Origin of the sequence: Pseudoalteromonas sp. MER144-MNA-CIBAN-0113, assembly GCF_040308965.1 — a bacterium.
Classification (GTDB): Bacteria; Pseudomonadota; Gammaproteobacteria; order Enterobacterales; family Alteromonadaceae; genus Pseudoalteromonas; species Pseudoalteromonas tetraodonis.
Map to the genome: position 1 here is coordinate 27238 of NZ_JBEOOG010000025.1, position 21014 is coordinate 48251.

Genomic DNA, 21014 nt, shown 5'->3' on the forward strand with positions numbered 1-21014 from the left:
TATGTTACGCCGTCGCTTACGTCATCACCAATTAAAGAGCCAACATACTGAGCGCTGGTTAGTTTCTTATGCGGATTATATGACCATAATGTTTGCATTTTTTGTTGTATTGTATGCAATTGCGATAAACAAAGAAGACAACATCAAGGTTTTATCTGATTCTCTTGAGCATGTTTTTGATAAGTCTGCAAAACAATATTCTCAGCAGGGTAACGGGGTAAATGGTGATGCTTTATTGCTTGAAAGGGTGACCCCTGAGGCTGAAATTCTCTATGGCGAAAGTATTCAAGAGCTAGAGCAAGACCCAATGTTACTCGATGGTCAAAGTGACAATAGCAATATTAGTCAACGCCACTTAGGTAAGCCGCTGGATAGTTTATTGGCTAAATTACAATCGTCGCTAATTGATGAGATACGCAGTGGCGAGGCTAGCTTAGAACTAAGCCAAGACTGGTTGGTTATTGAGCTCAATTCCGGATTGTTGTTTGCCAGTGGTAGTGCTGTTGCACATAACAAGGCCAAAGAGATTGTAAAAAAAATTGAAGCAATCATTGCATCAGTCGATAACTATATAAGAGTACGCGGGTATACAGATAACGAAACCATACGAAATGAAATATTTCGTTCTAATTGGGAGTTATCAGTGGCGCGTGCAACCTCAATATTAGTTGAGCTAGAGCGTTTGGGCATTGAATCCGCGCGCATGGCCATTGAGGGGTATGGTCAATACTCGCCCTTTGCCGATAATAATACCGAAGCTGGGCGTGCTGAAAACCGTAAAGTCGTGATTGCACTTTCTAAATATGGTTTAGCCCCCGAGCCCTCTGATGAACAAACGAAATCATCAATTTCAGTATCAGAGCAAAGTCAGCCAGAAATTGAGCTGCCTGCCCAAGACGATACAATAAAAATAATTCGTTTACCGCATGGTGGCATCCGTGTTACAACGCGCAACGAACAGTAATTAGGATGTAATGTGAAAGTTTGGACAGTAGCCAATCAAAAAGGGGGAGTAGGCAAAACCACTACAGCGGTTAGCCTTGCAGGGATCCTTGCGCTTCAAGGCAAGCGCGTGTTATTGATTGATACAGATCCTCATGCTTCACTAACCTATTACTTTGGTATTGATTCAGAAGATTTAGAGGTCAGTGTTTACGATATTTTTACTCGAGGCTCGAGTATGAAAAGCGAAGAAATATTGCAAGCATTATGCCCCTCAACAATTGAAAACCTTGATATTTTACCTGCAACTATGGCGATCGCGACACTTGACCGTAGCATGGGTAATAAAACGGGAATGGGCCTGATTTTAAAAAAAACACTGGCTAAAATTAGCGAGTATTACGATTACGCAATTTTAGATTGCCCACCTGTTTTAGGTGTGCTGATGGTCAATGCGCTTGCCGCCTGTGAAAGAGTGTTAGTGCCGGTGCAAACTGAGTTCTTGGCGCTTAAAGGGCTCGATAGAATGATGCGTACTATGGAGTTAATGCAAACCTCTCAAGCGAAAAGCTATGAATATACTATAATTCCAACTATGTATGATAAACGAACCAAAGCATCGCTTGAGGCCTATAAAACATTACAAGAAACGTATAAAGAAAAAGTATGGCCAGGCGTTATTCCTGTTGATACTAAATTTAGAGATGCAAGTTTAGCGCAAAAAGTACCGGTAGATTTTTGCCCAAATGCGCGTGGAGTCTATGCTTATAAAGCATTACTTAAATATTTAATAAAACAAGGTTAATAAATGAGTAAGCAATTATTTGCTAATGAAAAAGTAGTCACTCAGTACTTAGGGGCGTTATTATCTGATGACGAACCAACAAAAGACCTTGAGCCTGTTGCTAAACTGCTTGAGCAGGTAACGTATGAAGAGCAAAAAGAACAACCAGTAATAGTTGAGCCTGTTGTTGAAGTTGAAAAGCTCAATAAGCAAGTATCGAATGTAGAAATTGACACCCACCAAGAGCAACACGTCGTGCCTGAGCAAGAGGTGGTTGTAGGTGGTGAAGCTGACTACTTTGATGGTGAGTTTCAAGCGCTGTTTTTTGAAGTGGCAGGGCTTACTTTAGCGGTGCCGCTAAAAGCCTTAGGTGGCATTCATGAGCTTGGAGAAGTAAATCATTTATTTGGCAAGCCTAAGTGGTTTAAAGGGGTTATGATAAACCGAGAAGAAAAGCTCAATGTTGTTGATACCGCTCGCTGGGTTATGCCTGAAAAGTACGATGAGCAGTTAGAGGCATCTTTAAATTATCAATATCTCATCACTTTAGGTGATAGCCAATGGGGTTTATTAGCAGAAAAACTAATAAATAACATTACATTGAGTAAAGAAGATGTAAAATGGCGTACAAATAACAGTAAGCGCCCATGGCTTGCTGGAGTAATTAAAGAAAAAATGTGTGCTTTAATAGATGTTAATAATTTAAACGCACTATTAGAGAAAGGCTTAGATAGCCGTCACAAGTAATGACCATTACGAGGTAAGAGCATGAGTGAAGATAAATTACTGTCAGCTAAGAAAAATGCAGATAATAATGATGAGATTTTGCAGTGGGTTACGTTCAAGCTAGAAGATGAAACTTATGGCGTAAATGTAATGCAAGTGCAAGAAATACTGCGTTACACCGAGATTGCTCCTGTACCAGGTGCGCCTTCGTATGTGATTGGTATTATTAACTTACGTGGTAATGTTGTTACCGTTATTGATACTCGCTCTCGTTTTGGTTTACCTGATATTGAAGCGACGGATAATTCACGTATTTTAATTATTGAAGCAGAAGAGCAAGTGATTGGCATTCTAGCCGATAGCGTTTCTGAGGTTGTTTACCTACGTAGCTCTGAAATTGACAGTGCGCCAAATGTAGGTACAGAGGAAAGTGCTAAATTTATTCAAGGTGTATGTAACCGCGACAATGAGTTACTTATTCTGGTTGATTTAAATAAACTACTTAGTGATGACGAATGGGATGAGTTAAGCGATATATAAGCTTCTCTACATAAAACTATGTTATTACTTGGTATTGCTATTGCGGGTTTAGTTTTTGGACTATTCTCGCTGCTTTTAATTGTGATGTTTAAAAAGCGCTATGCGAGTGAGCTTGGCGCGCAATTACAACAGTTTAAAGATTCATCAGAGCAGATTAATATTTTACGTAGCGAAGTGTCAGAGTTGCGAACCGGTTTACTGAGTATTGGTAAGCGTGTGCTTGAGGTAGAACAACAAAACCAAGAGCTGATACAGCAACAAGCAGCTCAAAAATACGATGACCCCGATGCTAAAATATACTCTCGTGCAGTAAAAATGGTTGAGTTAGGTGCTGATTTAGATGAGGTTATTCGCGAATGTGAATTACCCCGCGCCGAGGCTGAACTGTTGTTTTCATTACACAAACAAAAAGGCGCTTAGCGCCTTTTTTGCTTTTATAACACTGCGTTATGCTTTTATATTTAGCTTTCCCTGAAAGTCTTGCCAACCAGGCGGAAACTTTCCTCTAACCACGTATGAAAACGCAATGAGCTCAGCAATAACAAAGTACAACTCTTTGGGGATCTCTTCTGCGAGGTCTAGTTTCGATAGTGTATTTGCAAGTGCTTCATCTTGATGGATTAAAATTCCTTTTTCTTTGGCTAGGGCAATAATTTCATCCGCCAGTTCACCAAACCCTTTAGCACTTACAATGGGTGAATGTCCCGCCTCGTAGAGTAGTCCAATTGCTGAATTGCTTTTTGATGACTCAGTCATGACTAAACCTTAATATTAATAATGGCATGGGATTGGTAAAATGCTTGATGGTTGTCATCCGCTCGTTTTAGTTTAAGCTCACCCACTTGTAAGCCTTGTTTTGCCAGTTTTGAGCGTAAATTATCAAGATGTGGATGAGCTAAAGCGCTCACCGCTTGGGTTGAGGCTAACAACTGACAATCTAAAGCTTTATCCATGAGTTCTGCGATTATTTGTAGCTTACCCAGTTCGGCATAATCAAAGTTGAGCCTAACAAACCAGACATTTTTATCCGCTAGTTTACCGCTACTGTGCTTTTTATACTGCCCTAAAGTTATTTCTGTTTGCGCCGCTTCAGCAGGCAGCTTCATCGGTAATAAAAATTGCACTAAGGCGTTTGTGTCAGGCTGCTGGCTCAAAACGGGAGCTTGTACTTGGCTTAAGGTGTTTTTAATTTGGCTTAATTCACCTGCTAATGCTTGTACTTGTGGTTGCTGTAATTGTTCCAACAATTTATTGGCGCTATTACCCACTTTAAACGTCGGTAATAAAACCTGCAGTAAAGCTTCTAAACCCGTTTGATTATTAATACTCACCGCACTTGGATTTTGGTTAATGATAGGCGCGGCTAAAATGCTTAATGAAAGCTGTTCAACACCTCTATTAAACGAGCTTTGTAAGATGTCGCTTTGAAGTTGTGTGGGTTTTATGGTGCTGAGTATTTCGCGCTGTATGGTTGTTGGGTGTAAATTAGTATCTGACAACATGCGATTAAAAGCCTGATTAACTAAACGATTTAAATCGGTTCCTTGATCCGTCAGTTTGCTTGTAATGGTATTAAGTTGGCTGCTTACTATTTGGTTGGTCGCATCTTTTTGTTCTATTAAGGTGCTTGGACTTTGTTTTATAACCGTCGCTAATAAGAGTTTTTCTAAAGGCTGTAAGCTCTGACCAAATGTAACCGCGTTAGTTGGTGGGAATGAAAAAGGAGTTACTAAAGGAGATAAAGTGTGTGCTACTAACGGTTGTTGTTGCCACATAGAAACGCTTGATTTTATTTGCTGGGTAAATTGCATTAGGGGCGGCGCTAAATTTGACACGTTTTTTAATTGTGTCATGTCAATTTTTTGCATTGAAGTGAGCCATTTTTGCTGAGCATTGCCAGTAAATTCTGGTTTTTGAGATGAGCTTACCGAGGTCGTAAATGGCTTGCTTTCAAAGTACTTTACCGCATCTAAAATACGTGTTTTAAAATCAGCAAAACTGCTTTTTAACCATGATTGAATGGGACTGTTTATCGTGATGAGCGGATGCTGTTTACTTGGCGAGGAATCAATTAGGCCTTGCGATTGTTGCAAAGAGAGCATCTCATTAAACGGTTTACTAAATGAGTTTTTAAGGCTCACAGTCATAGTGTGATAAGCGGTTTTGATCAGTAATTTATCTGCTTGGTGAGTAATGTTTACCTTAGTCGGGATGGTAGGTAGTTCACTTAATTGTCGATGACTTAGGTTAATAGTTAATGAGTCTTTAAAAGAGTTTGGGCTTAATATCGCAAACTTAGGCATAGCATGAAGCTGAGCAGGGGTTAAATTACTGGCAAGCAACTGTGTTAGTTTGGCTTGGTTTATTGGCTGTGAATGCACTATATCAGCAAAACGGTTAATAATATTAAGTCGTGTACCTTTGCTATCCGTTTCAATCATCCCCTTTATTAAAAGCTCATCTGCGAGTAATTGTGCAACGTGTTTATTAATAGCAATACTGGCATTAAATTTTTCAATGACCAACTTTGGTGTTGGTTGTAATACCACCTGAAGTGATAGTGGACTGTTTTGAATATCACTTTGGGTGTTTATAAAATTTAAAAATCGTTGCAACTGAGCCGGTTGTTTAATTGTTAAAGTTGTATTGTTAGGGATGATGGTTAAGCTTTTACCATCTGCACTTAACTGTATGTTAGCGCTTGCTATTTTTTCAACGTTTGTGAATGTCTCAGTTGTCCCAAGGCGAATCGTTTGCCAATGCTTATTCATAAACACATCAAGCGTGACTGAATCTTTAGAAAACTGAATATTTTTTGCCGCCAGCACTTCAGGTGGCAGTGTTGCTAACGCAGCCTTACCAGAATCAGTTGTTTGATTACTAACCTGTGGGTTAGACAATGTGATGTGCGTTGGTGTATTCATTATTTTATATCAAGTTTTCTTTATTTTAAGTAAATCGATTCTAAAGCAATATTCGTATTACCCTATCATTATGGTAGACTTACGGCTAATTTTTGGCAGAGAGAATCGTCATCTTGTTACACATTAAGTCCGTTACTTGTATCAAGCAAGAGCGTTGTTTGTTTGATGAACTTAATTTTAGCCTTAAAAGCGGTCAAATCATGCAGTTAGCTGGCCCTAATGGGGCTGGTAAAACATCATTATTGCGCATTATTGCTGGTTTTTCGCTGCCGGATGAAGGTGATATTTTATACCTAAATCAATCTATCAAAAAATATTATGACGAATATGCCAGAGACTTATTATTTATAGGCCATAAAACCGGTGTTAACGTACAACTTAGTGCACTTGAAAATGTAGCACATTGGTTGGCTATTAATGGTTATGTTGATACTCCTGACTTATACCCTTTATTAAGTAAGTTAGGTTTAGTGGGGCTGGAAGATGTACCTGTAAGAACGTTATCTGCGGGTCAACAGCGACGGGTGGCTCTCGTTCGATTATGGTTATCTGAGGCCAAGTTATGGATTTTAGATGAACCTTTCACGGCGCTAGATAAAAGCGGGGTTGCCTTTTTACAGCAACGTTTTACTGAGCACTTATCAAAGGGGGGCGCTATTTTGTTAACAACACACCAAGATTTAACCACCCACTTTAGTGACTTACAAACGTTGACTTTGGAGTACCGCCACTAATGACACGACAGCATTCATATTGGCAGTTATTTGTCGCGGTATTTAGCAAAGACGTTAAGCTCGCTTTTCGTCAGCGCGCTGAAATAGTTAATCCTATCTTGTTTTTTTTAATTGTTATCTCACTGTTTCCATTAGCCATAGGGCCAGAGCCAGGCTTGTTATCAAGGATGGCACCGGGCATTATTTGGGTGGCGGCTTTATTATCGACCATGCTTGGCCTTGATAAACTGTTTAGAGATGATTACCACGACGGCTCTTTGGAGCAGCTCATTGCTTCGTCATACCCCTTATCATTAACGGTGCTGGGCAAAGTAGCCGCACACTGGGTGATCACCGGCCTCCCGTTAGTGCTAATGACTCCTTTATTTGCTTTACTACTAAATTTAGATACGACGGCCCTAATGGCTACGTTATTAACGCTATTATTGGGTACGCCTTTATTAAGCTTCATAGGCGCAATAGGGGCGGGCTTGACTGTGGGATTACAAAAAGGCGGCATTTTAATGAGTCTGCTCGTTTTGCCTTTGTATATTCCGGTTTTAATTTTTGCAACTTCCGCTATTGATACCAGCACTATGTCGCTGGATTACAGTGGTCAGCTTGCAATCCTTGGTGCGATGTTAGTCGTTGCGATTATCAGTGCGCCAATTGCCATATCATCAGCATTAAAAGTGAGTGTAAGTTAATATGTGGAAGTGGTTACATCCGTATGCGAAAGCAGAGCGAGCATATCAATTATGCAATACTCTACTGCCATATTTTGCAGTAGTAACGGTTATTAGTATGGTTGTTGGTTGGGTATGGGGATTAGGTTTTGCTCCTGCCGATTACCAACAAAAAGACAGTTACCGTATTATTTTTATTCACGTGCCCTCCGCTATTTTATCTATGGGCGCCTATTCATCAATGGCGATTGCTGCCATTGTTGCGCTTGTATGGCAATTACGCAATGCAGAGCTTGCGGTGATTGCAATAGCACCCGTAGGTGCCTGCATGACCGCAATAGCCTTAATCACCGGTGCTGCATGGGGTAAACCTATGTGGGGTGCTTGGTGGGTATGGGATGCAAGACTGACCTCTGAACTTATTTTGTTATTTTTATATCTAGGGGTGTTGTCTTTGTACCATGCCTTTGAAGATAAAAAATCAGCCGGTCGCGCCGCCTCTATCTTAGCTATTGTTGGGGTTATTAACTTGCCTATCATTCACTTTTCGGTGGAATGGTGGAATACCCTGCATCAAGGGGCAAGCATCACTAAGTTTAACCGCGACGCGGTAGATCCAAGTATGTTTTGGCCGTTAATGATTAATATTTTAGCCTTTGCCGCGTTTGTTGGCACTGTGACTTTAATTCGTCTTAAAAATGAAATTTTACACCGTGAAAAGCACCGCCCATGGGTGCGACAGTTGTTAACTAAGGGGTAATTATGCAGTTTGACTCGTTTTCAGATTTTATTGCAATGGGAGGCTATGGCTTTTATGTATGGCTTTCTTTTGGTACATGCGCATTAATTTTATTAGGCATTTTATTTAGCTCGTTACGCGACAAAAAACAAATTTTAGCGTCGGTAGAGCAGCAAATTGCGCGTGAAACTCGAATTAAAAATTCTAAGCAGGAGCAAACCTCGTGAACCCTAGACGTAAAAAACGCCTTTTGGTTATTATTGCCGTACTCTTTGGTATTGGTGGATCAATTGGTTTAGTGTTGTACGCCTTACAAGAAAACATTAATTTGTTTTACACCCCCAGTGAATTAATTGATGGTAAAGGCCCGAATAAAGAAAAGCCTCATATAGGACAAAAGCTCCGCATTGGCGGTATGGTTGTCCCTGGTACAGTGCAAAGAAATGAGCAAAGCTTACAGGTAAGCTTTAAGTTGATTGATACTGGCCCATTGGTCACGGTGCGTTATCAAGGAATTTTGCCTGATCTATTTCGTGAAGGGCAAGGAATTGTTGCACAAGGTGTGTTAGTTGAACCTAACGTCATTGAAGCGTTTGAAGTACTGGCTAAACATGATGAAGAATATATGCCAGCCGAGGTTGCCGAGGCAGTAAAAGGAATTAAGCACGAGAAACCAAAATACAATTTAGATAGTGGGAGCTAATATGATCCCAGAACTTGGTTATTTTTCCCTAACATTGTCCATGGTACTGAGTATTCTGTTGTGTATTTTCCCACTTTGGGGTGCACACACAGGAAACCTTCGTTTGATGCGCGCTGCGCCATCACTTGCTATTGGTCAGTTTGCATTTGTTGCTTTGTCTTTTGCTGCGCTTATTTATGCCAGCTTAACCGATGATTTTACCGTATCTTATGTAGCGTATCACTCAAGTAGCACCTTGCCTTGGTATTATAAAATAACCTCAACATGGGGTGGCCATGAAGGCGCTATTTTACTGTGGTTATTAATGCAGGCAGGTTGGACCGCCGTTGTTGCTTTGCGTTCAAAGTCACTGCCTTGGGTACTTCGTGCTCGCGTATTAGGTGTGCTTGGCTTTTTAGGTGTCGGATTTATGATGTACACCTTGCTACTTTCAAGTCCGTTTGAACGTTTACTGCCCTATTTCCCTGTTGAGGGACGCGATTTAAATCCATTATTACAAGACCCGGGGATGATCATTCACCCTCCATTACTTTATATGGGGTATGTCGGTCTTTCTGTTGCTTTTGCCTTTGCTATTGCCGCGTTGTTAACCGGCAAGCTTGATAACACCTGGGCAAAATGGTCACGCCCATGGACAATGACGGCATGGGGCTTTTTAACCTTAGGTATCACCATAGGTAGTTGGTGGGCCTATTCAGAGCTAGGCTGGGGCGGCTGGTGGTTTTGGGATCCTGTTGAAAATGCATCACTCATGCCATGGTTAGTCGCAACCGCGTTACTGCACTCTTTAAGTGTGACTGAAAAACGTGGCGTATTTAAATCATGGACAGTGTTACTGGCTATTGCGGCGTTTTCATTAAGTTTACTAGGAACCTTTATCGTTCGCTCAGGAATTATTGTTTCGGTGCATGCCTTTGCAACAGACCCTGATCGTGGCTTATTTATTCTTGGCTTTTTGGCCGTAGTTGTTGGCGGCGGTTTAGCATTATATGGCTTGCGTGTCTCACAAGTTAAAAGTGAAGGGCGTTATAAATTTGTATCGCGTGAAGTGGCACTTTGGTTAAACAATATTTTCTTAGTGGTTGCTACATTAATTGTACTGTTAGGTACATTATTACCTATGGTGCACAAGGAAATGGGGCTAGGCAGTATTTCAATTGGCGAACCTTTCTTTAATAAAATGTTTGCTATTTTACTGGTGCCATTTGCTATTTTAATGGGCATTGGACCTTTCCTGCGTTGGAAGCAAAATAAGTGGGCTTTTTTACAAAATAAAATATTTGTAGGCGCATTAGTCAGTATTATCATTACCTGTGCGTGGTTATTTAGTAGCTATGAGGTAGTGACTCCATTAACACTTTTAGCAACCACGCTAGGTGTATGGATATTTATTGCCACTTTTATTGATTTATATACCAAAGCAGCGGTTCATGGCTCGCTTACACTCGGCATAAAGCGTTTAGGTTTAAGTTATTGGGCAATGGTGCTGGGGCATGTTGGTTTAGCCTTTGTTATAGCGGGCATTACACTCACCTCGACGTATTCAGTTGAGCGTGATGTATCGATGAAGCAAGGCGATATCGTGCAGCTTAACCAGTATCAATACCGCTTTGAAGGTGTGAAGACTATTCGTGGTGCAAACTACAGTGGTCATGCTGGTGTCGTGACGGTATTAAAAGAGAATGACACTGTAACGCGTTTATATGCAGAAAAGCGTCGTTACGATATTGGTATGCAATTTATGACCGAAGCCGCTATTGATGCCGGATTCACTCGTGATTTATATCTTGCGCTTGGTGAGCAACTAAGTGAAGGGGCATGGTCATTACGCATTTACCATAAACCGTTTGTACGTTGGATGTGGATTGGCGGTATTCTGATCTCACTCGCTGGTTTTGTGATTTTATTCGATAAGCGCTATCGCGCCTCACCGCGAAAAGATGAAATAGAGGGGGCAGTATGAACCGTAAACTTATCGCAATTGCCCCTTTATTAATTTTTATCTTTATTTGTGTGTTTTTATACCAAGGGTTGTTTGCCAACCCGCGGGAAATACAAACAGGGCGAATTGGTCAAACGGTGCCTGCGTTTAATTTACCTGATTTAATGCAAGACGATAAACGTTGGACTGATGAGCAGCTAAAGGGTGACGTGTATTTGCTAAACGTTTGGGGTACATGGTGTCCGACGTGTTTAGCTGAGCTTGGCTATTTAACTAAGCTACGCGAGCAAGGGGTTAAAATTATCGGCTTGTATTATGTACAAAGTTACGACGCCGATTTTGATGGCCCATTTGATATGCAAGCGCTGCGTGATGATGTGAGTAATATGCTTTCACGTGCGGGCGACCCTTATCAATTTAATATTTTAGATTTAGAACGTTCATTGTCTTTAGATTTAGGGGTGTCCGGTGCACCAGAGACATTTTTAGTAGATAAAAATGGCACCATTTTGTTACATCACACTGGTGATATAAACCCTCGAGTTTGGCGTGCTAAGTTTGCGCCTATTATGCAGGAGCTGCAGCCATGAGATTGTTTTTATTAACCCTTAGCTTGTTTGTTAGTGTAGCTGCGTTTGCTCAGCAAGACCGTTATCAATTTGATAGCAACGAGCAAGCTGTTCGCTTTGAAGAGCTAACAAAAGAATTACGTTGCCCGAAGTGTCAAAATCAGAATATTGCTGACTCTGATGCCGTTGTCGCAAAAGACTTGCGCGAGCGAGTGCTGGCGTTGGTAAAAGATGGCAAAACCAAAGATGAAGTTATTGATTACATGATTGATCGATATGGCTATTTTGTTCATTACGATCCACCGGTAACACCTGCCACGTTAATACTGTGGGTACTTCCGGTACTCATCGTAATAATTGGGTTTGGCTTTATTGTGATTCGCCAACGTAAAGCGTCGGTAAAACAAACCTGGAGTGACGCTGATGAAGTGATGCTCAATAAGCTGATTAAACAAAATAAACATCAGGAGCAAAGTTAAATGATTTTAATGTGGGCGTCTTTTGCTTTACTCACACTCATTGCATTGCTGTTTATTATTGTGCCTTTTTTAAAAAAAGAGCGCATAGTAACCATCACCCATAACGCCAATGCACAGCTTATCAGCATTTATGAACAGCGTTTAGTTGAATTACAGGCAGATTTAGATAATCAACGTATAGACTCGCAAAATCACAGCGAAGCTATTATTGAATTAAAACGCCGTTTACTTAATGAATTATCGCCGGAGAAGTCACTAAATAGCCGTGGTGACAATCGTATATTTGCTTTAACAGGGGCGGCGTTTTTAATTGCATTAGCAGGTATTTTCTATGCAATGACAGGCAGCCAGCAACAAATTGCAGCTTGGCATGATGCAATGGATAACTTGGCCGATTATGGTCAGCGCGCCGTAATGCAAAAGGGCGAGCCGTTAACTAAAAATGAGTTACAAGCGTTTGCCCTAGCACTGCGTACTAAGTTAAGTCAAAGCGGTGATGATGAAGTCGCTTGGATGTTGTTAGGGCGTGTTGCTTTAATGCTAAATGAATTTGATATGGCGAAACAGTCATTCGATAAAACATTAAAAATAAACCCTGATAATATGCAAGCGCTTGTTAGCTACTCTCAGGTGCTATTACTTGAGGGCAGTGAAGAAAACATGACTCGTGCAGCGGGTATGCTTTCTAAAGTACTGCAAGCTCAACCAAATAACCTTGATGCGATTTCGTTACTTGCACTAATCGCCTTTGAGAGAAAAGACTGGCTACAGGCAAAGGCAGCGTTTGAGGTGCTACTTGCAAGTATGGATGAGTCTGATACGCGCTATGCTATGATCAACCAACGTATTAGCGAAATCGATCTACAAATTGCTCAGCAAAACGTGGCAACCAGTGGCGAGCAGTTAGCGGCTCAAAGTATTCAAGTTACCGTTGATATCGATGGCCAACTTGTAGATAAACAGCCCAATAACGGTATTTTGTTTGTGTTTGCTAAAGCGGCTAAGGGATCACCGATGCCTTTAGCCGTGGTCAAACTAACAGACTATAGCTTTCCAATTACGGTTGAGCTGAGCGATGCTAATGCCATGATGGCAGGGCTAAACTTATCGAGTGCGAGTGAAATTATCATTTCTGCGCGTATCTCTAATGATGATTCAGTTATGCCAAGCACTGGGGAGCTTGAAGGGCATTCTCAAGTGCTTGCTTCTAAAGAGGTGCGCCAAGTGCAACTGAACATTGATACATTAATACCTTAAGGATTTGAGATGTTAAAACAAGGCTTACTTTTATTATGTTTACTCACGTTATCGGGTTGTGCTCAAGTGCCTGAGAGTAAATATGATGAGCGCGATCCCATACAAAGTGTAAACAGACCTATTTATGACTTTAATATGGACGTACTTGATGCTTATATTTTAAGGCCTGCGGCAGTGGGTTATATAACAGTAACCCCACAGCCTGTGCGTCGAAGTATTGTGCATTTTACCGATAATATTACAGCACCGGTTGATATTATTAATGCGGGTCTGCAAGGAAAGCCAAGCAGTGCCGGAATTAATTTTGCGCGCTTTTTAGTGAACTCTACGGTGGGGGTGTTTGGCTTATTTGACGTTGCAAGTTCGTTAGGGCTTGAAGTAACTGATGAAGATTTTGGCCAAACCTTAGGTGTGTGGGGAGTAGGCGATGGTGCCTATTTAATGATCCCTGCAATGGGGCCATCAACTGCACGCAACTTAACCGGTGATGTTGTTGATAATGTGGTTTTACCTAAAATTGCACTGACAACACCACAAACAATTTTAGTGTTTGCGTTAAAGGCGGTTGAGGCAAGGGCGTCTTTAATGGCTCAAGAGGGTTTATTAAATGATTCATTAGACCCATACCTGTTTGTTAAAGACATTTACTTTCAGCGTCAGTTATATGAACTCTACGATGGCAATCCGCCAATAAAAGAAGAGCCTGAAGATTTTGACGAAGATTTCTTAGAAAGCCTTTAATAAAAATAAAACGCCAGCAAATGCTGGCGTTTTATTTTTAGTTATTAATTACTAATGAGCGCTTTAATTATCAATCATTATCTGCATTTGTTCACTAACCCAATTAAGTGCTTCGTGGTAAGCATCAGGCACATCATCACCTAAGTTAAGCTGTTGGGCTTTATCGTTAGCAGCGTGCCAGTTACCCTGCTCATAGAGGGTTACTAAGTTTAAATACTCAGCAAGCAGCCCTTCATTGTTTAACAATGCCGCTTTTATCTCATTTGAAAGCGGTAGTTTAAGCATTACACTGTCCATCTCTTCATCTAGTATGGCATCCATAAGCGACATCATGCCGGTTAAAAATGCTATTCCTGTATCTCTAAGTTTGCCATGTGAAATTGCTAAAAGCTCACAAAAACGCGCGCGTGTTAGCGACAACCTAATAAGCTCCAGAGGTTTGTCTGCAGAGACTTGTGCGGCAAATAATAAAGAGAGTAGTTTTTTTATTTCAGCCGCGCCCAATACAATAAGCGCTTGTTTTATAGTGTTTATTTCAGAGCGGCGAGCAAATGCTGCCGAATTTGAGTAGCGTAGCAGCTTATACGATAAGTTGACATCACGCTCAAATACATCGGTGATTTTTTTAAGATCCATTTCTACGCTGGATGTTTCATAGAGTAGCTCAGCCAATGCCATGCCCGATGGCGGTAACGCCTTGCTTTGCACCATTTCTGGTTTTGAAAAGAAAAAGCCTTGAAAGTATTCAAAACCTAGTTCAAAAGCTTGATTGTAAAGCTCGTAAGTTTCAACTTTTTCTGCGAGTAACTTGATATGTGGGTAAGGTTTTAAATCCTCTATGATCGTTTTAACGTTTTCAATATCACAAGTTAAAAAGTCGACTTTAATAATATCGATAAACGGATAAAAGTGCCGCCATACAGGTTGATGTGCATAGTCATCTAGCGCTAGCGTATAGCCTTTTTCTTTTAGGTCTTTAACAATTGCCAATAAGCGTTTACCTGGCTGGACGGTTTCGAGTATTTCAATTACCACCCCATCTTTGTTTAAAAGGGTTGGGTAGCCTTTTAACAAGGTGTCTAAGGTAAAGTTAATATAAGCGGGTTTATTATCAGTTAAATCTTCTAAGCCAAAGTTAAATTGACTGCCTTCAATCAGTCGAGACGTGGCTTCATCGCCGTCAATATTTGGAAATACGTTATCAACTCCATCACGAAATAAAAGCTCATAGCCAATTAGTTCTTTATTGCGATCTAAAATAGGTTGCCGAGCAGCGTAAAAATACATATTGGATTCCGAAAGAGTAGAAATTGATTAACATTGTAATAATATATTGGAAAACATTCAAAATAGCATCGGTAAAATGAACATTATTAATAAAATACTATGGTTGGTTTGGTATTTCTTAATCTAATTTTATTGTTTTTCATTTTATTTGTTGCAAAAGTGAGCTAACCGATGGTTTTTTATCTACTTAAATGAGCGGGTTGGAGTTATTAGCAATTACCGTGTTATAGTTCAGTAGAAAGCTTTTATTCCAATACTGTCTTAATTATAAGATTTCAAGAGTCATTATTTGGATTAAAAGCCTGTTATTACTTATTTAAGTGGAGGCAAATTTGGAAACAGGAATGATTATTTCACTGGCATTATATTTTATTGTAATGCTGGGAATAGGACTATACGCATATAAGCAATCTACCAGCGATATATCAGGGTATATGCTAGGTGGTCGTAATTTAGCCCCCAGTGTTGCTGCCTTATCAGCGGGTGCATCAGACATGAGTGGTTGGTTACTTATGGGCCTACCTGGCGCAATGTACTTATTTGGGCTTAGCAAGGTTTGGATTGCTATTGGCTTAGTATTAGGCGCATGGGCAAACTATTTCTTAGTCGCCCCAAGACTGCGTGTTTATACTGAAAAAGCAAATGACTCTATTACCATCCCTGATTATTTTGCAAATCGTTTTGATGATAACAAGAATATCCTCCGTGTGATCTCTGCAATTGTTATTATTGTGTTCTTTACTTTGTATACTTCATCAGGCGTAGTCGCCGGTGGTAAGTTATTTGAAAATTCATTTCAGATGAGTTACGAAATGGGTTTATACATCACCACGGGTGTGGTTGTTGTTTACACCTTATTTGGTGGTTTTTTAGCGGTTAGCCTAACAGACTTCGTGCAAGGTTGTATTATGTTTATCTCCTTGCTTGCAGTACCTATCGCTACTTATATGATGCTTGATCAGCCATTTATGGATACTTTAGCAAATGCAAATTACCAGCAGTTGTTAAGTTCACCAAAAGCCAGTGAAATCCATTCATTGAATATGCTTGATTGGTTTGCTGGTGGTTCTACCATTGCTATTATTTCTGCGATGGCTTGGGGCTTAGGCTACTTTGGTCAGCCACATATTATTGTTCGCTTTATGTCTATTCGCTCAGTGAAAGAAATGCCAACTATGCGTCGTATTGGTATGTCTTGGATGACACTATCTGCGATTGGTGCGGTATTTACCGGTTTATTTGGTGCTGCCTTTATGATTGAAAACCAAATGCCTATTGCCGATAAAGAGACCATTTTCTTAGTATTAGCTGAACTTATTTTCCACCCATTAATTGCTGGCTTCCTACTGGCTGCTATTTTAGCTGCGATTATGAGTACGATTTCATCGCAATTATTGGTGTGTTCAAGCTCGCTTACTGAAGACTTCTACAAGATTTACTTAAACCGCGATGCCTCGCAAACTGAGCTGGTGTTAGTAGGGCGTATTAGCGTAATACTGGTTGCGTTATTTGCTATTTACCTAGCGTATGACCGTAATAGTTCAATACTTGATTTAGTTAGCAACGCATGGGCTGGTTTTGGTGCTGCATTTGGTCCACTTGTCTTGTTTAGCCTTTACTGGAAACGTATGAACTTAAAAGGGGCTATTAGCGGTATGGTTGTTGGTGCTTTAACAGTGCTTGTATGGATTTATGCGCCTATTACCATTAATGGTGAGAGCTTAAGCAGTGTAATTTATGAAATCGTCCCAGGTTTCATTTTAGCGAGTATTGCTATTGTGGTAGGAAGCCTTGTGACAGCTGAACCGAAAAAAGAAATTACTGATCTGTTTGATGAAGTTGAATCGTCATTGTAACTGATTAGCTAACGTAAAGTGTTGGTTTTTATAAATGCCAATCAGTTTAACTGGTTGGCATTTTTTATTGGCTGACCTTTAGCAGAGACCATTCATCTCGTTTAAACAGCTGAGATTATGACGCTTAATCACCGATTACTTGCCTTTAGCTATTATTATTTAACCTGAACTCTGGATAATAAATCTATCTCAAGCAGCTATTTTCAGCGCTAACTGCGTTGAATTTACTTGCAATAGGCTAGCTATTGACGCGTAATTTCGCCTTGTTTTCACTGGAAATCTCTGGCTAGAGAAAAATAAACATAAATATCATTTTTTGATTCAATACGTTAGTAAATCTCTTAACCAGAGTTCAGGTTATTTAAAGGCATAAAAAAACTGAATTCGAATAACGAATTCAGTTTTTTTAATAATTACTATTGAGCTTTTAAAAGTACTAACTCGCTGCTTTCTCTTTTATATCTGCAACGTTATCTGACTTTGTTTTTTTAGCCTTGGCGGGTACTTCTTTACCACCTTTAAGTACGGCCATAAAGTCGTCTTTACTTTTTGCAATCTCCAGCGCGAGCGACTCAACCTGTTGTTCACTTAGTGGTACATCTACTTTTTCAAGCATGAGTTCTAGTGACTCGGCAATATCGAGCATTTTGTCATAGGCATCAGCTTCTTTTTTAGTAGTAAACGTCATGCGCTCGACTCCGTTTCGTTCTACAACATATTTAACAACAACAGCCATGATTTCTCCTGCTTACTTACGTGGCAATATGATTAATTTAAATCATTAGATTACTGTTTTTATATACAGTACAAGCTTGCGCGCGTTTTTGCAAGCTTTAGCCTTAGTTTATCTGCAGCTTGGTTGACAATAAAGAGTAACTCTACTTTATTTATTAAGTCACTTTATAACGCGTTGCAGTAAAGGAGTCGCAAGGAGTGATTGTTACCGTTAGTACTTAGTAACCACAACGTTATGTAAAAGTGCTGGGTGTAAATAATCAACAAATGTTCATGTGAGAACACAAAAGGAAATAGTATGAAATTAATTAAAATCATCTCATTAGCCGCTGCTTTATGTTTATTACCTATGGGTACCACCTTTGCGCAAAGCGATATGCTATCAGAGCAGATGCAATCAGCCGTGGTTAATATTAATACTGCTGATTTAAAACAGTTAATTAAGTTACCAGGTGTCGGCAAGAAAAAAGCACAGGCAATTATCGATTATAGAGAAACCAATGGTGATTTCGCATCACTTGAAGATCTAGCTAAAGTAAAAGGGGTGGGTAAAAAAATGCTAGCCAAACTTGATGGAAAGGTGGCGTTTTAACTTAAAAGGGCGCTATGCGCCCTGATAAAACTGTTTTAAGGCAGCACCAAGGTGCTTTTTAGCAAAATTAACATCTACGGGGGCAGTTAATAGCGGGTAGCTTAAACCAGCCACAATCAAAAAGGGCACGAGTAGCCATCCTTCAAAAAGGGTAAATATTAAAAAAAATGGGCTTAGCAGCATAAGCTTTACAATACGCATTAACACTCTGTCACTAGGAGAGAGCATACTTAACGAGATCGCAATAACGGTTTGTCTTTGACGAACTTTTAAGTGTTTAAGTTCGTCAACGTGGCTTGAAAAAAAAGTAAACATATTAAAGTGACTTTTTAGTTATTAATCGGCTGGCCACCAATATAAAGAGTGTGGCGGTAAACAATACAAAAATAACTTCCATCCATGCTGGCATACTTAAGCCTGCAAATTGCCAATCTATGTTTCCGCAATCACCGGTTGCCTCAAAAAATTGCGGTATCCAATGATGTAATGGCATAAACTCTGGAAAATTTGGCTCAAACTCACAGCTAAATGCGAAGGGGTCAGTGGTTGTTTGCATTTCAATGTGCTCACGAGCTATTAGTAACCCCCATACACTTGAAACCCCCCACACTGTATAAGCGACAATACGGACTACGAGGTTGTTTGGTTTACTGGCGCCAATAATACCGGCAAAAAGTAAGCCTAATACCGCGGTGCGTTGGTAAATACACATAATGCACGGCGCTAACCCCATGTTGTATTGGAAAAAGAGCGCGATGACTTCAAGCAGAAAAACAATCCCACTGAATAATAACCAAGGTGTACGCTGAGTACTTAGATTAGCAAGCCAGTTCATAACAAATCCGTATTTAAATAAGGGCTTAGATTATGACGTAGGATAAACAGCGGAGCAAGTAAAAGGGAAAAGTGAGGAGCTATGAAATTTCCTAGCTCCTCAAAGTCGGGGAAGCTCTTAATGCCCAGAATTCGCTACAGGGATGTGGTGTTGTATTATCCCCCAGTCATAAAACAAACTGGTTATTTCACTCAAGCCAAAATAAGTCGCGCTTAACCCAACAAAGGTAAGCACAAAAGTGTAAGGTAAAGCCATATACACCATTCGACCGTAAGATAGGCGTAACACGGGAGCTAGTGTTGATGTCAGTAAGAATAAGAAAGCAGCTTGACCATTAGGGGTGGCCACGCTGGGTAAGTTTGTGCCGGTGTTTATTGCCACTGCAAGTAAATCAAATTGGTCTCGAGTTATTTGACCTGCTTTTAGAGCTGCAGCAACTTCATTTATATATACAGTGCCGACAAATACATTATCACTGACCATTGAAAGCAATCCATTAGCGATAAAAAACATCACCAATTGTAAGTGCCCTTCAAATGTTAGTACCCAAGTAATCACGGGAGTAAAGAGTTGTTGATCGATGATTACTGCAACCACACTAAAAAATACACAAAGTAGTGCAGTGAAGGGGAGGGCCTCTTCAAAGGCTTTACCGAGTTGGTGCTCTTCTATTATGCCGGCCGACGACGTGGCTAAAATAATTACCGATAAACCAATTAAGCCCACGGTTGCTAAATGTAACGCTAAGCCAGTAATTAACCAGATAGCGATAAGTGCTTGAATTGTGAGGTTCACTCTATCGCGTTTGGTACGTTTTTTATCAAGTGTTTGTGCATGGTTTTTTAAAATAGCATGAATTGTTTCTGGCAGTTTTGCCCCATAGCCAAAGGTTTTTGTTTTTTCTAATAAAAAGGTTGTTAATAAGCCCGCAAAAAGCACGGGTAAAGAAACGGGCAGCATTCTTAAAAAGAACTCACCAAATAGCCAACTTGCTCGCTCTGCAATAATTAAGTTTTGTGGTTCACCAACCATAGTGCACACGCCGCCAAGTGCGGTCCCAATCGAGGCATGCATGAGTAAATTACGTAAAAAAGCACGAAACTCTTCAAGCTCTTGACGGTTTATCTCTTTTACTTGGTTATCATCGTTAATATCGTGCTCACTAATAAAATCTTTTCCTGAGGCCACCTTGTGATAAATACTATAAAAGCCCATGGCCACCGCAATAACAACCGCCATTACAGTTAGGGCATCTAAAAAAGCTGATAAAAACGCAGCAGCTATTGCAAACGCAAGCGATAAAACGGTTTTACTTCTTACTGAAACCACTAACTTGGTAAAAATATACAGCAGCAGATCTTTCATGAAATAAATACCGGCAACCATAAAAATAAGTAATAAAAGCACATCTAGGTTTTGTGCTATTTCATGTTCAACTTGCGTGGTTGATGTCATACCAATTAATAGTGCCTCAATGGCAAGTAGACCACCAGGTTGCAGTGGGTAACACTTGAGCGCCATGGCCAGTGTAAAAATAAACTCAATAACCAGTACCCAGCCAGACAAATAAGGGTTTAATTGAAACAGCAGCGGGTTAATTATTAAAAATGCAATAATGGTGTATTTATACCATTGAGGTGCTTTACCTAAAAAATTTATAAATATTGCAGATGGGACACTCTGTTGCATGATTTTTCCCTAGGGAGGCGTTTAATAGTCTGGTTAATGTCATTAACTTAGTCCAGCCTATAGAGGGTGTAAACAACTAAATAATAATAGTCAAAGTGTCTGGTATGAATAATAGGTTGGCATTCATAGTGTGTTTAAAACCTATCGGTAAAACTAGCGAATCATACAAGTAAAGTTGCCTTTTTAATCACATGCCTAGCACGGCTAGCGCATTTTAATCCCAGATTCTAACAGGGTTGAGCGATAATCATCGTCTAGCCCTGCCATTTTCTTTT

24 protein-coding genes are annotated in these 21014 nt (G+C 40.1%); 17 read left to right on the top strand and 7 right to left on the bottom strand.

The window, feature by feature from the left end; genetic code table 11:
* Position 1: 1 nt before the first annotated feature.
* From AAEY57_RS08760 to AAEY57_RS08780, 5 genes are read left to right on the top strand one after another with little or no spacing between them, the layout of a single operon-like run.
* Entirely contained in the window at positions 2–964 is a 963-nt protein-coding gene (locus AAEY57_RS08760; protein WP_024602034.1) for a flagellar motor protein MotB, read from the top strand.
* Positions 965–976: 12 nt separating this feature from the next.
* Positions 977–1747: a ParA family protein gene (locus AAEY57_RS08765; RefSeq protein ID WP_008112222.1), complete on the top strand. Its 771-nt coding sequence runs from the start codon at positions 977–979 to the stop codon at positions 1745–1747.
* Between the two features lie 3 nt (positions 1748–1750).
* Positions 1751–2473: a chemotaxis protein CheW gene (locus AAEY57_RS08770; protein ID WP_008112224.1), complete on the top strand. Its 723-nt coding sequence runs from the start codon at positions 1751–1753 to the stop codon at positions 2471–2473.
* A 21-nt stretch (positions 2474–2494) separates the two neighbouring features.
* The gene (locus AAEY57_RS08775) at positions 2495–2992 is read left to right on the top strand and encodes a chemotaxis protein CheW (protein ID WP_008112225.1); all 498 of its coding nucleotides are present in this window, start codon (positions 2495–2497) and stop codon (positions 2990–2992) included.
* Between the two features lie 18 nt (positions 2993–3010).
* On the top strand, positions 3011–3412 hold the full coding sequence (locus AAEY57_RS08780; RefSeq protein WP_008112228.1) for a DUF2802 domain-containing protein: 402 nt from the start codon (positions 3011–3013) through the stop codon (positions 3410–3412).
* Between the two features lie 27 nt (positions 3413–3439).
* Here AAEY57_RS08780 and AAEY57_RS08785 read toward each other — a convergent pair whose 3' ends face one another.
* Both AAEY57_RS08785 and fliK read right to left on the bottom strand, forming a co-directional pair.
* Entirely contained in the window at positions 3440–3748 is a 309-nt protein-coding gene (locus tag AAEY57_RS08785; RefSeq protein WP_010387940.1) for an EscU/YscU/HrcU family type III secretion system export apparatus switch protein, read from the bottom strand.
* A gap of 2 nt (positions 3749–3750) precedes the next feature.
* A complete protein-coding gene (fliK, locus tag AAEY57_RS08790) occupies positions 3751–5916 on the bottom strand; it encodes a flagellar hook-length control protein FliK (RefSeq protein ID WP_273001588.1) in 2166 nt (721 codons plus the stop codon).
* 113 nt (positions 5917–6029) lie between these two features.
* Between fliK and ccmA the strand changes: the two genes are divergently transcribed.
* The 10 genes from ccmA to AAEY57_RS08840 are packed head-to-tail and all read left to right on the top strand — an operon-like array spanning position 6030 to position 13745.
* The gene (ccmA, locus tag AAEY57_RS08795) at positions 6030–6650 is read left to right on the top strand and encodes a cytochrome c biogenesis heme-transporting ATPase CcmA (RefSeq protein ID WP_138764392.1); all 621 of its coding nucleotides are present in this window, start codon (positions 6030–6032) and stop codon (positions 6648–6650) included.
* Positions 6650–7336, top strand: a complete 687-nt coding sequence (ccmB, locus tag AAEY57_RS08800) for a heme exporter protein CcmB (protein WP_010387945.1) — start codon at positions 6650–6652, stop codon at positions 7334–7336. Before ccmA ends, ccmB begins: the two co-directional genes overlap by 1 nt.
* A gap of 1 nt (position 7337) precedes the next feature.
* Positions 7338–8075, top strand: coding sequence for a heme ABC transporter permease (locus AAEY57_RS08805; protein ID WP_010387946.1), 738 nt, complete (start codon positions 7338–7340; stop codon positions 8073–8075).
* A 2-nt stretch (positions 8076–8077) separates the two neighbouring features.
* Positions 8078–8281 carry a heme exporter protein CcmD gene (gene ccmD / locus AAEY57_RS08810; RefSeq protein ID WP_008112240.1) on the top strand — a complete coding sequence of 68 codons (204 nt, stop codon included), beginning with the start codon at positions 8078–8080 and terminating at the stop codon, positions 8279–8281.
* The gene (gene ccmE / locus AAEY57_RS08815; RefSeq protein ID WP_008465420.1) at positions 8278–8757 is read left to right on the top strand and encodes a cytochrome c maturation protein CcmE; all 480 of its coding nucleotides are present in this window, start codon (positions 8278–8280) and stop codon (positions 8755–8757) included. Before ccmD ends, ccmE begins: the two co-directional genes overlap by 4 nt.
* A 1-nt stretch (position 8758) precedes the next feature.
* Positions 8759–10720, top strand: coding sequence for a heme lyase CcmF/NrfE family subunit (locus tag AAEY57_RS08820; protein ID WP_350607502.1), 1962 nt, complete (start codon positions 8759–8761; stop codon positions 10718–10720).
* Positions 10717–11289, top strand: coding sequence for a DsbE family thiol:disulfide interchange protein (locus AAEY57_RS08825; protein ID WP_013465537.1), 573 nt, complete (start codon positions 10717–10719; stop codon positions 11287–11289). Before AAEY57_RS08820 ends, AAEY57_RS08825 begins: the two co-directional genes overlap by 4 nt.
* The gene (locus AAEY57_RS08830; RefSeq protein WP_013465536.1) at positions 11286–11747 is read left to right on the top strand and encodes a cytochrome c-type biogenesis protein; all 462 of its coding nucleotides are present in this window, start codon (positions 11286–11288) and stop codon (positions 11745–11747) included. Before AAEY57_RS08825 ends, AAEY57_RS08830 begins: the two co-directional genes overlap by 4 nt.
* Complete coding sequence (ccmI, locus tag AAEY57_RS08835; RefSeq protein ID WP_290172504.1) at positions 11748–13004, top strand: c-type cytochrome biogenesis protein CcmI; 1257 nt, start codon at positions 11748–11750, stop codon at positions 13002–13004. It abuts the gene before it with no gap.
* 9 nt (positions 13005–13013) lie between these two features.
* Positions 13014–13745 (top strand): MlaA family lipoprotein, encoded by a 732-nt coding sequence (locus tag AAEY57_RS08840; RefSeq protein ID WP_008112252.1) that lies wholly within the window; start codon positions 13014–13016, stop codon positions 13743–13745.
* A 63-nt stretch (positions 13746–13808) separates the two neighbouring features.
* On the opposite strand, the gene AAEY57_RS08845 is transcribed toward AAEY57_RS08840, so the two are convergent.
* Positions 13809–15032: an EAL and HDOD domain-containing protein gene (locus AAEY57_RS08845; protein WP_350314784.1), complete on the bottom strand. Its 1224-nt coding sequence runs from the start codon at positions 15030–15032 to the stop codon at positions 13809–13811.
* Between the two features lie 344 nt (positions 15033–15376).
* Here AAEY57_RS08845 and putP point away from each other — a divergent pair, with 344 nt between their 5' ends.
* Positions 15377–16888: a sodium/proline symporter PutP gene (gene putP, locus AAEY57_RS08850; protein ID WP_008113313.1), complete on the top strand. Its 1512-nt coding sequence runs from the start codon at positions 15377–15379 to the stop codon at positions 16886–16888.
* Positions 16889–17324: 436 nt separating this feature from the next.
* On the opposite strand, the gene AAEY57_RS08855 is transcribed toward putP, so the two are convergent.
* Positions 17325–17624, bottom strand: coding sequence for a YebG family protein (locus tag AAEY57_RS08855; RefSeq protein ID WP_064662605.1), 300 nt, complete (start codon positions 17622–17624; stop codon positions 17325–17327).
* Positions 17625–17921: 297 nt separating this feature from the next.
* On the opposite strand from AAEY57_RS08855, the gene AAEY57_RS08860 reads away from it, so the two are divergent.
* Positions 17922–18215, top strand: coding sequence for a ComEA family DNA-binding protein (locus AAEY57_RS08860; protein ID WP_024602041.1), 294 nt, complete (start codon positions 17922–17924; stop codon positions 18213–18215).
* Between the two features lie 12 nt (positions 18216–18227).
* On the opposite strand, the gene AAEY57_RS08865 is transcribed toward AAEY57_RS08860, so the two are convergent.
* The 3 genes from AAEY57_RS08865 to nhaB form a co-directional block, all read right to left on the bottom strand.
* Positions 18228–18530: a DUF6170 family protein gene (locus AAEY57_RS08865; protein WP_008113302.1), complete on the bottom strand. Its 303-nt coding sequence runs from the start codon at positions 18528–18530 to the stop codon at positions 18228–18230.
* Between the two features lies 1 nt (position 18531).
* A complete protein-coding gene (gene dsbB / locus AAEY57_RS08870) occupies positions 18532–19050 on the bottom strand; it encodes a disulfide bond formation protein DsbB (RefSeq protein ID WP_024602043.1) in 519 nt (172 codons plus the stop codon).
* A 117-nt stretch (positions 19051–19167) separates the two neighbouring features.
* Positions 19168–20739: a sodium/proton antiporter NhaB gene (nhaB, locus tag AAEY57_RS08875; protein ID WP_008113298.1), complete on the bottom strand. Its 1572-nt coding sequence runs from the start codon at positions 20737–20739 to the stop codon at positions 19168–19170.
* Positions 20740–21014 lie beyond the last annotated feature (275 nt).

Coding starts and splice junctions, on each gene's coding strand:
- nhaB (WP_008113298.1), bottom strand. CDS start 20,739: ATGCAACAGAGTGTCCCATCTGCAATATTTATAAATTTTTTAGGTAAA.
- AAEY57_RS08775 (WP_008112225.1), top strand. CDS start 2,495: ATGAGTGAAGATAAATTACTGTCAGCTAAGAAAAATGCAGATAATAAT.
- AAEY57_RS08845 (WP_350314784.1), bottom strand. CDS start 15,032: ATGTATTTTTACGCTGCTCGGCAACCTATTTTAGATCGCAATAAAGAA.
- AAEY57_RS08840 (WP_008112252.1), top strand. CDS start 13,014: ATGTTAAAACAAGGCTTACTTTTATTATGTTTACTCACGTTATCGGGT.
- AAEY57_RS08785 (WP_010387940.1), bottom strand. CDS start 3,748: ATGACTGAGTCATCAAAAAGCAATTCAGCAATTGGACTACTCTACGAG.
- AAEY57_RS08770 (WP_008112224.1), top strand. CDS start 1,751: ATGAGTAAGCAATTATTTGCTAATGAAAAAGTAGTCACTCAGTACTTA.
- putP (WP_008113313.1), top strand. CDS start 15,377: ATGATTATTTCACTGGCATTATATTTTATTGTAATGCTGGGAATAGGA.
- AAEY57_RS08760 (WP_024602034.1), top strand. CDS start 2: ATGTTACGCCGTCGCTTACGTCATCACCAATTAAAGAGCCAACATACT.
- ccmD (WP_008112240.1), top strand. CDS start 8,078: ATGCAGTTTGACTCGTTTTCAGATTTTATTGCAATGGGAGGCTATGGC.
- ccmB (WP_010387945.1), top strand. CDS start 6,650: ATGACACGACAGCATTCATATTGGCAGTTATTTGTCGCGGTATTTAGC.
- ccmI (WP_290172504.1), top strand. CDS start 11,748: ATGATTTTAATGTGGGCGTCTTTTGCTTTACTCACACTCATTGCATTG.
- AAEY57_RS08830 (WP_013465536.1), top strand. CDS start 11,286: ATGAGATTGTTTTTATTAACCCTTAGCTTGTTTGTTAGTGTAGCTGCG.
- AAEY57_RS08855 (WP_064662605.1), bottom strand. CDS start 17,624: ATGGCTGTTGTTGTTAAATATGTTGTAGAACGAAACGGAGTCGAGCGC.
- AAEY57_RS08825 (WP_013465537.1), top strand. CDS start 10,717: ATGAACCGTAAACTTATCGCAATTGCCCCTTTATTAATTTTTATCTTT.
- AAEY57_RS08860 (WP_024602041.1), top strand. CDS start 17,922: ATGAAATTAATTAAAATCATCTCATTAGCCGCTGCTTTATGTTTATTA.
- fliK (WP_273001588.1), bottom strand. CDS start 5,916: ATGAATACACCAACGCACATCACATTGTCTAACCCACAGGTTAGTAAT.
- AAEY57_RS08805 (WP_010387946.1), top strand. CDS start 7,338: ATGTGGAAGTGGTTACATCCGTATGCGAAAGCAGAGCGAGCATATCAA.
- AAEY57_RS08820 (WP_350607502.1), top strand. CDS start 8,759: ATGATCCCAGAACTTGGTTATTTTTCCCTAACATTGTCCATGGTACTG.
- AAEY57_RS08780 (WP_008112228.1), top strand. CDS start 3,011: ATGTTATTACTTGGTATTGCTATTGCGGGTTTAGTTTTTGGACTATTC.
- dsbB (WP_024602043.1), bottom strand. CDS start 19,050: ATGAACTGGCTTGCTAATCTAAGTACTCAGCGTACACCTTGGTTATTA.
- AAEY57_RS08865 (WP_008113302.1), bottom strand. CDS start 18,530: ATGTTTACTTTTTTTTCAAGCCACGTTGACGAACTTAAACACTTAAAA.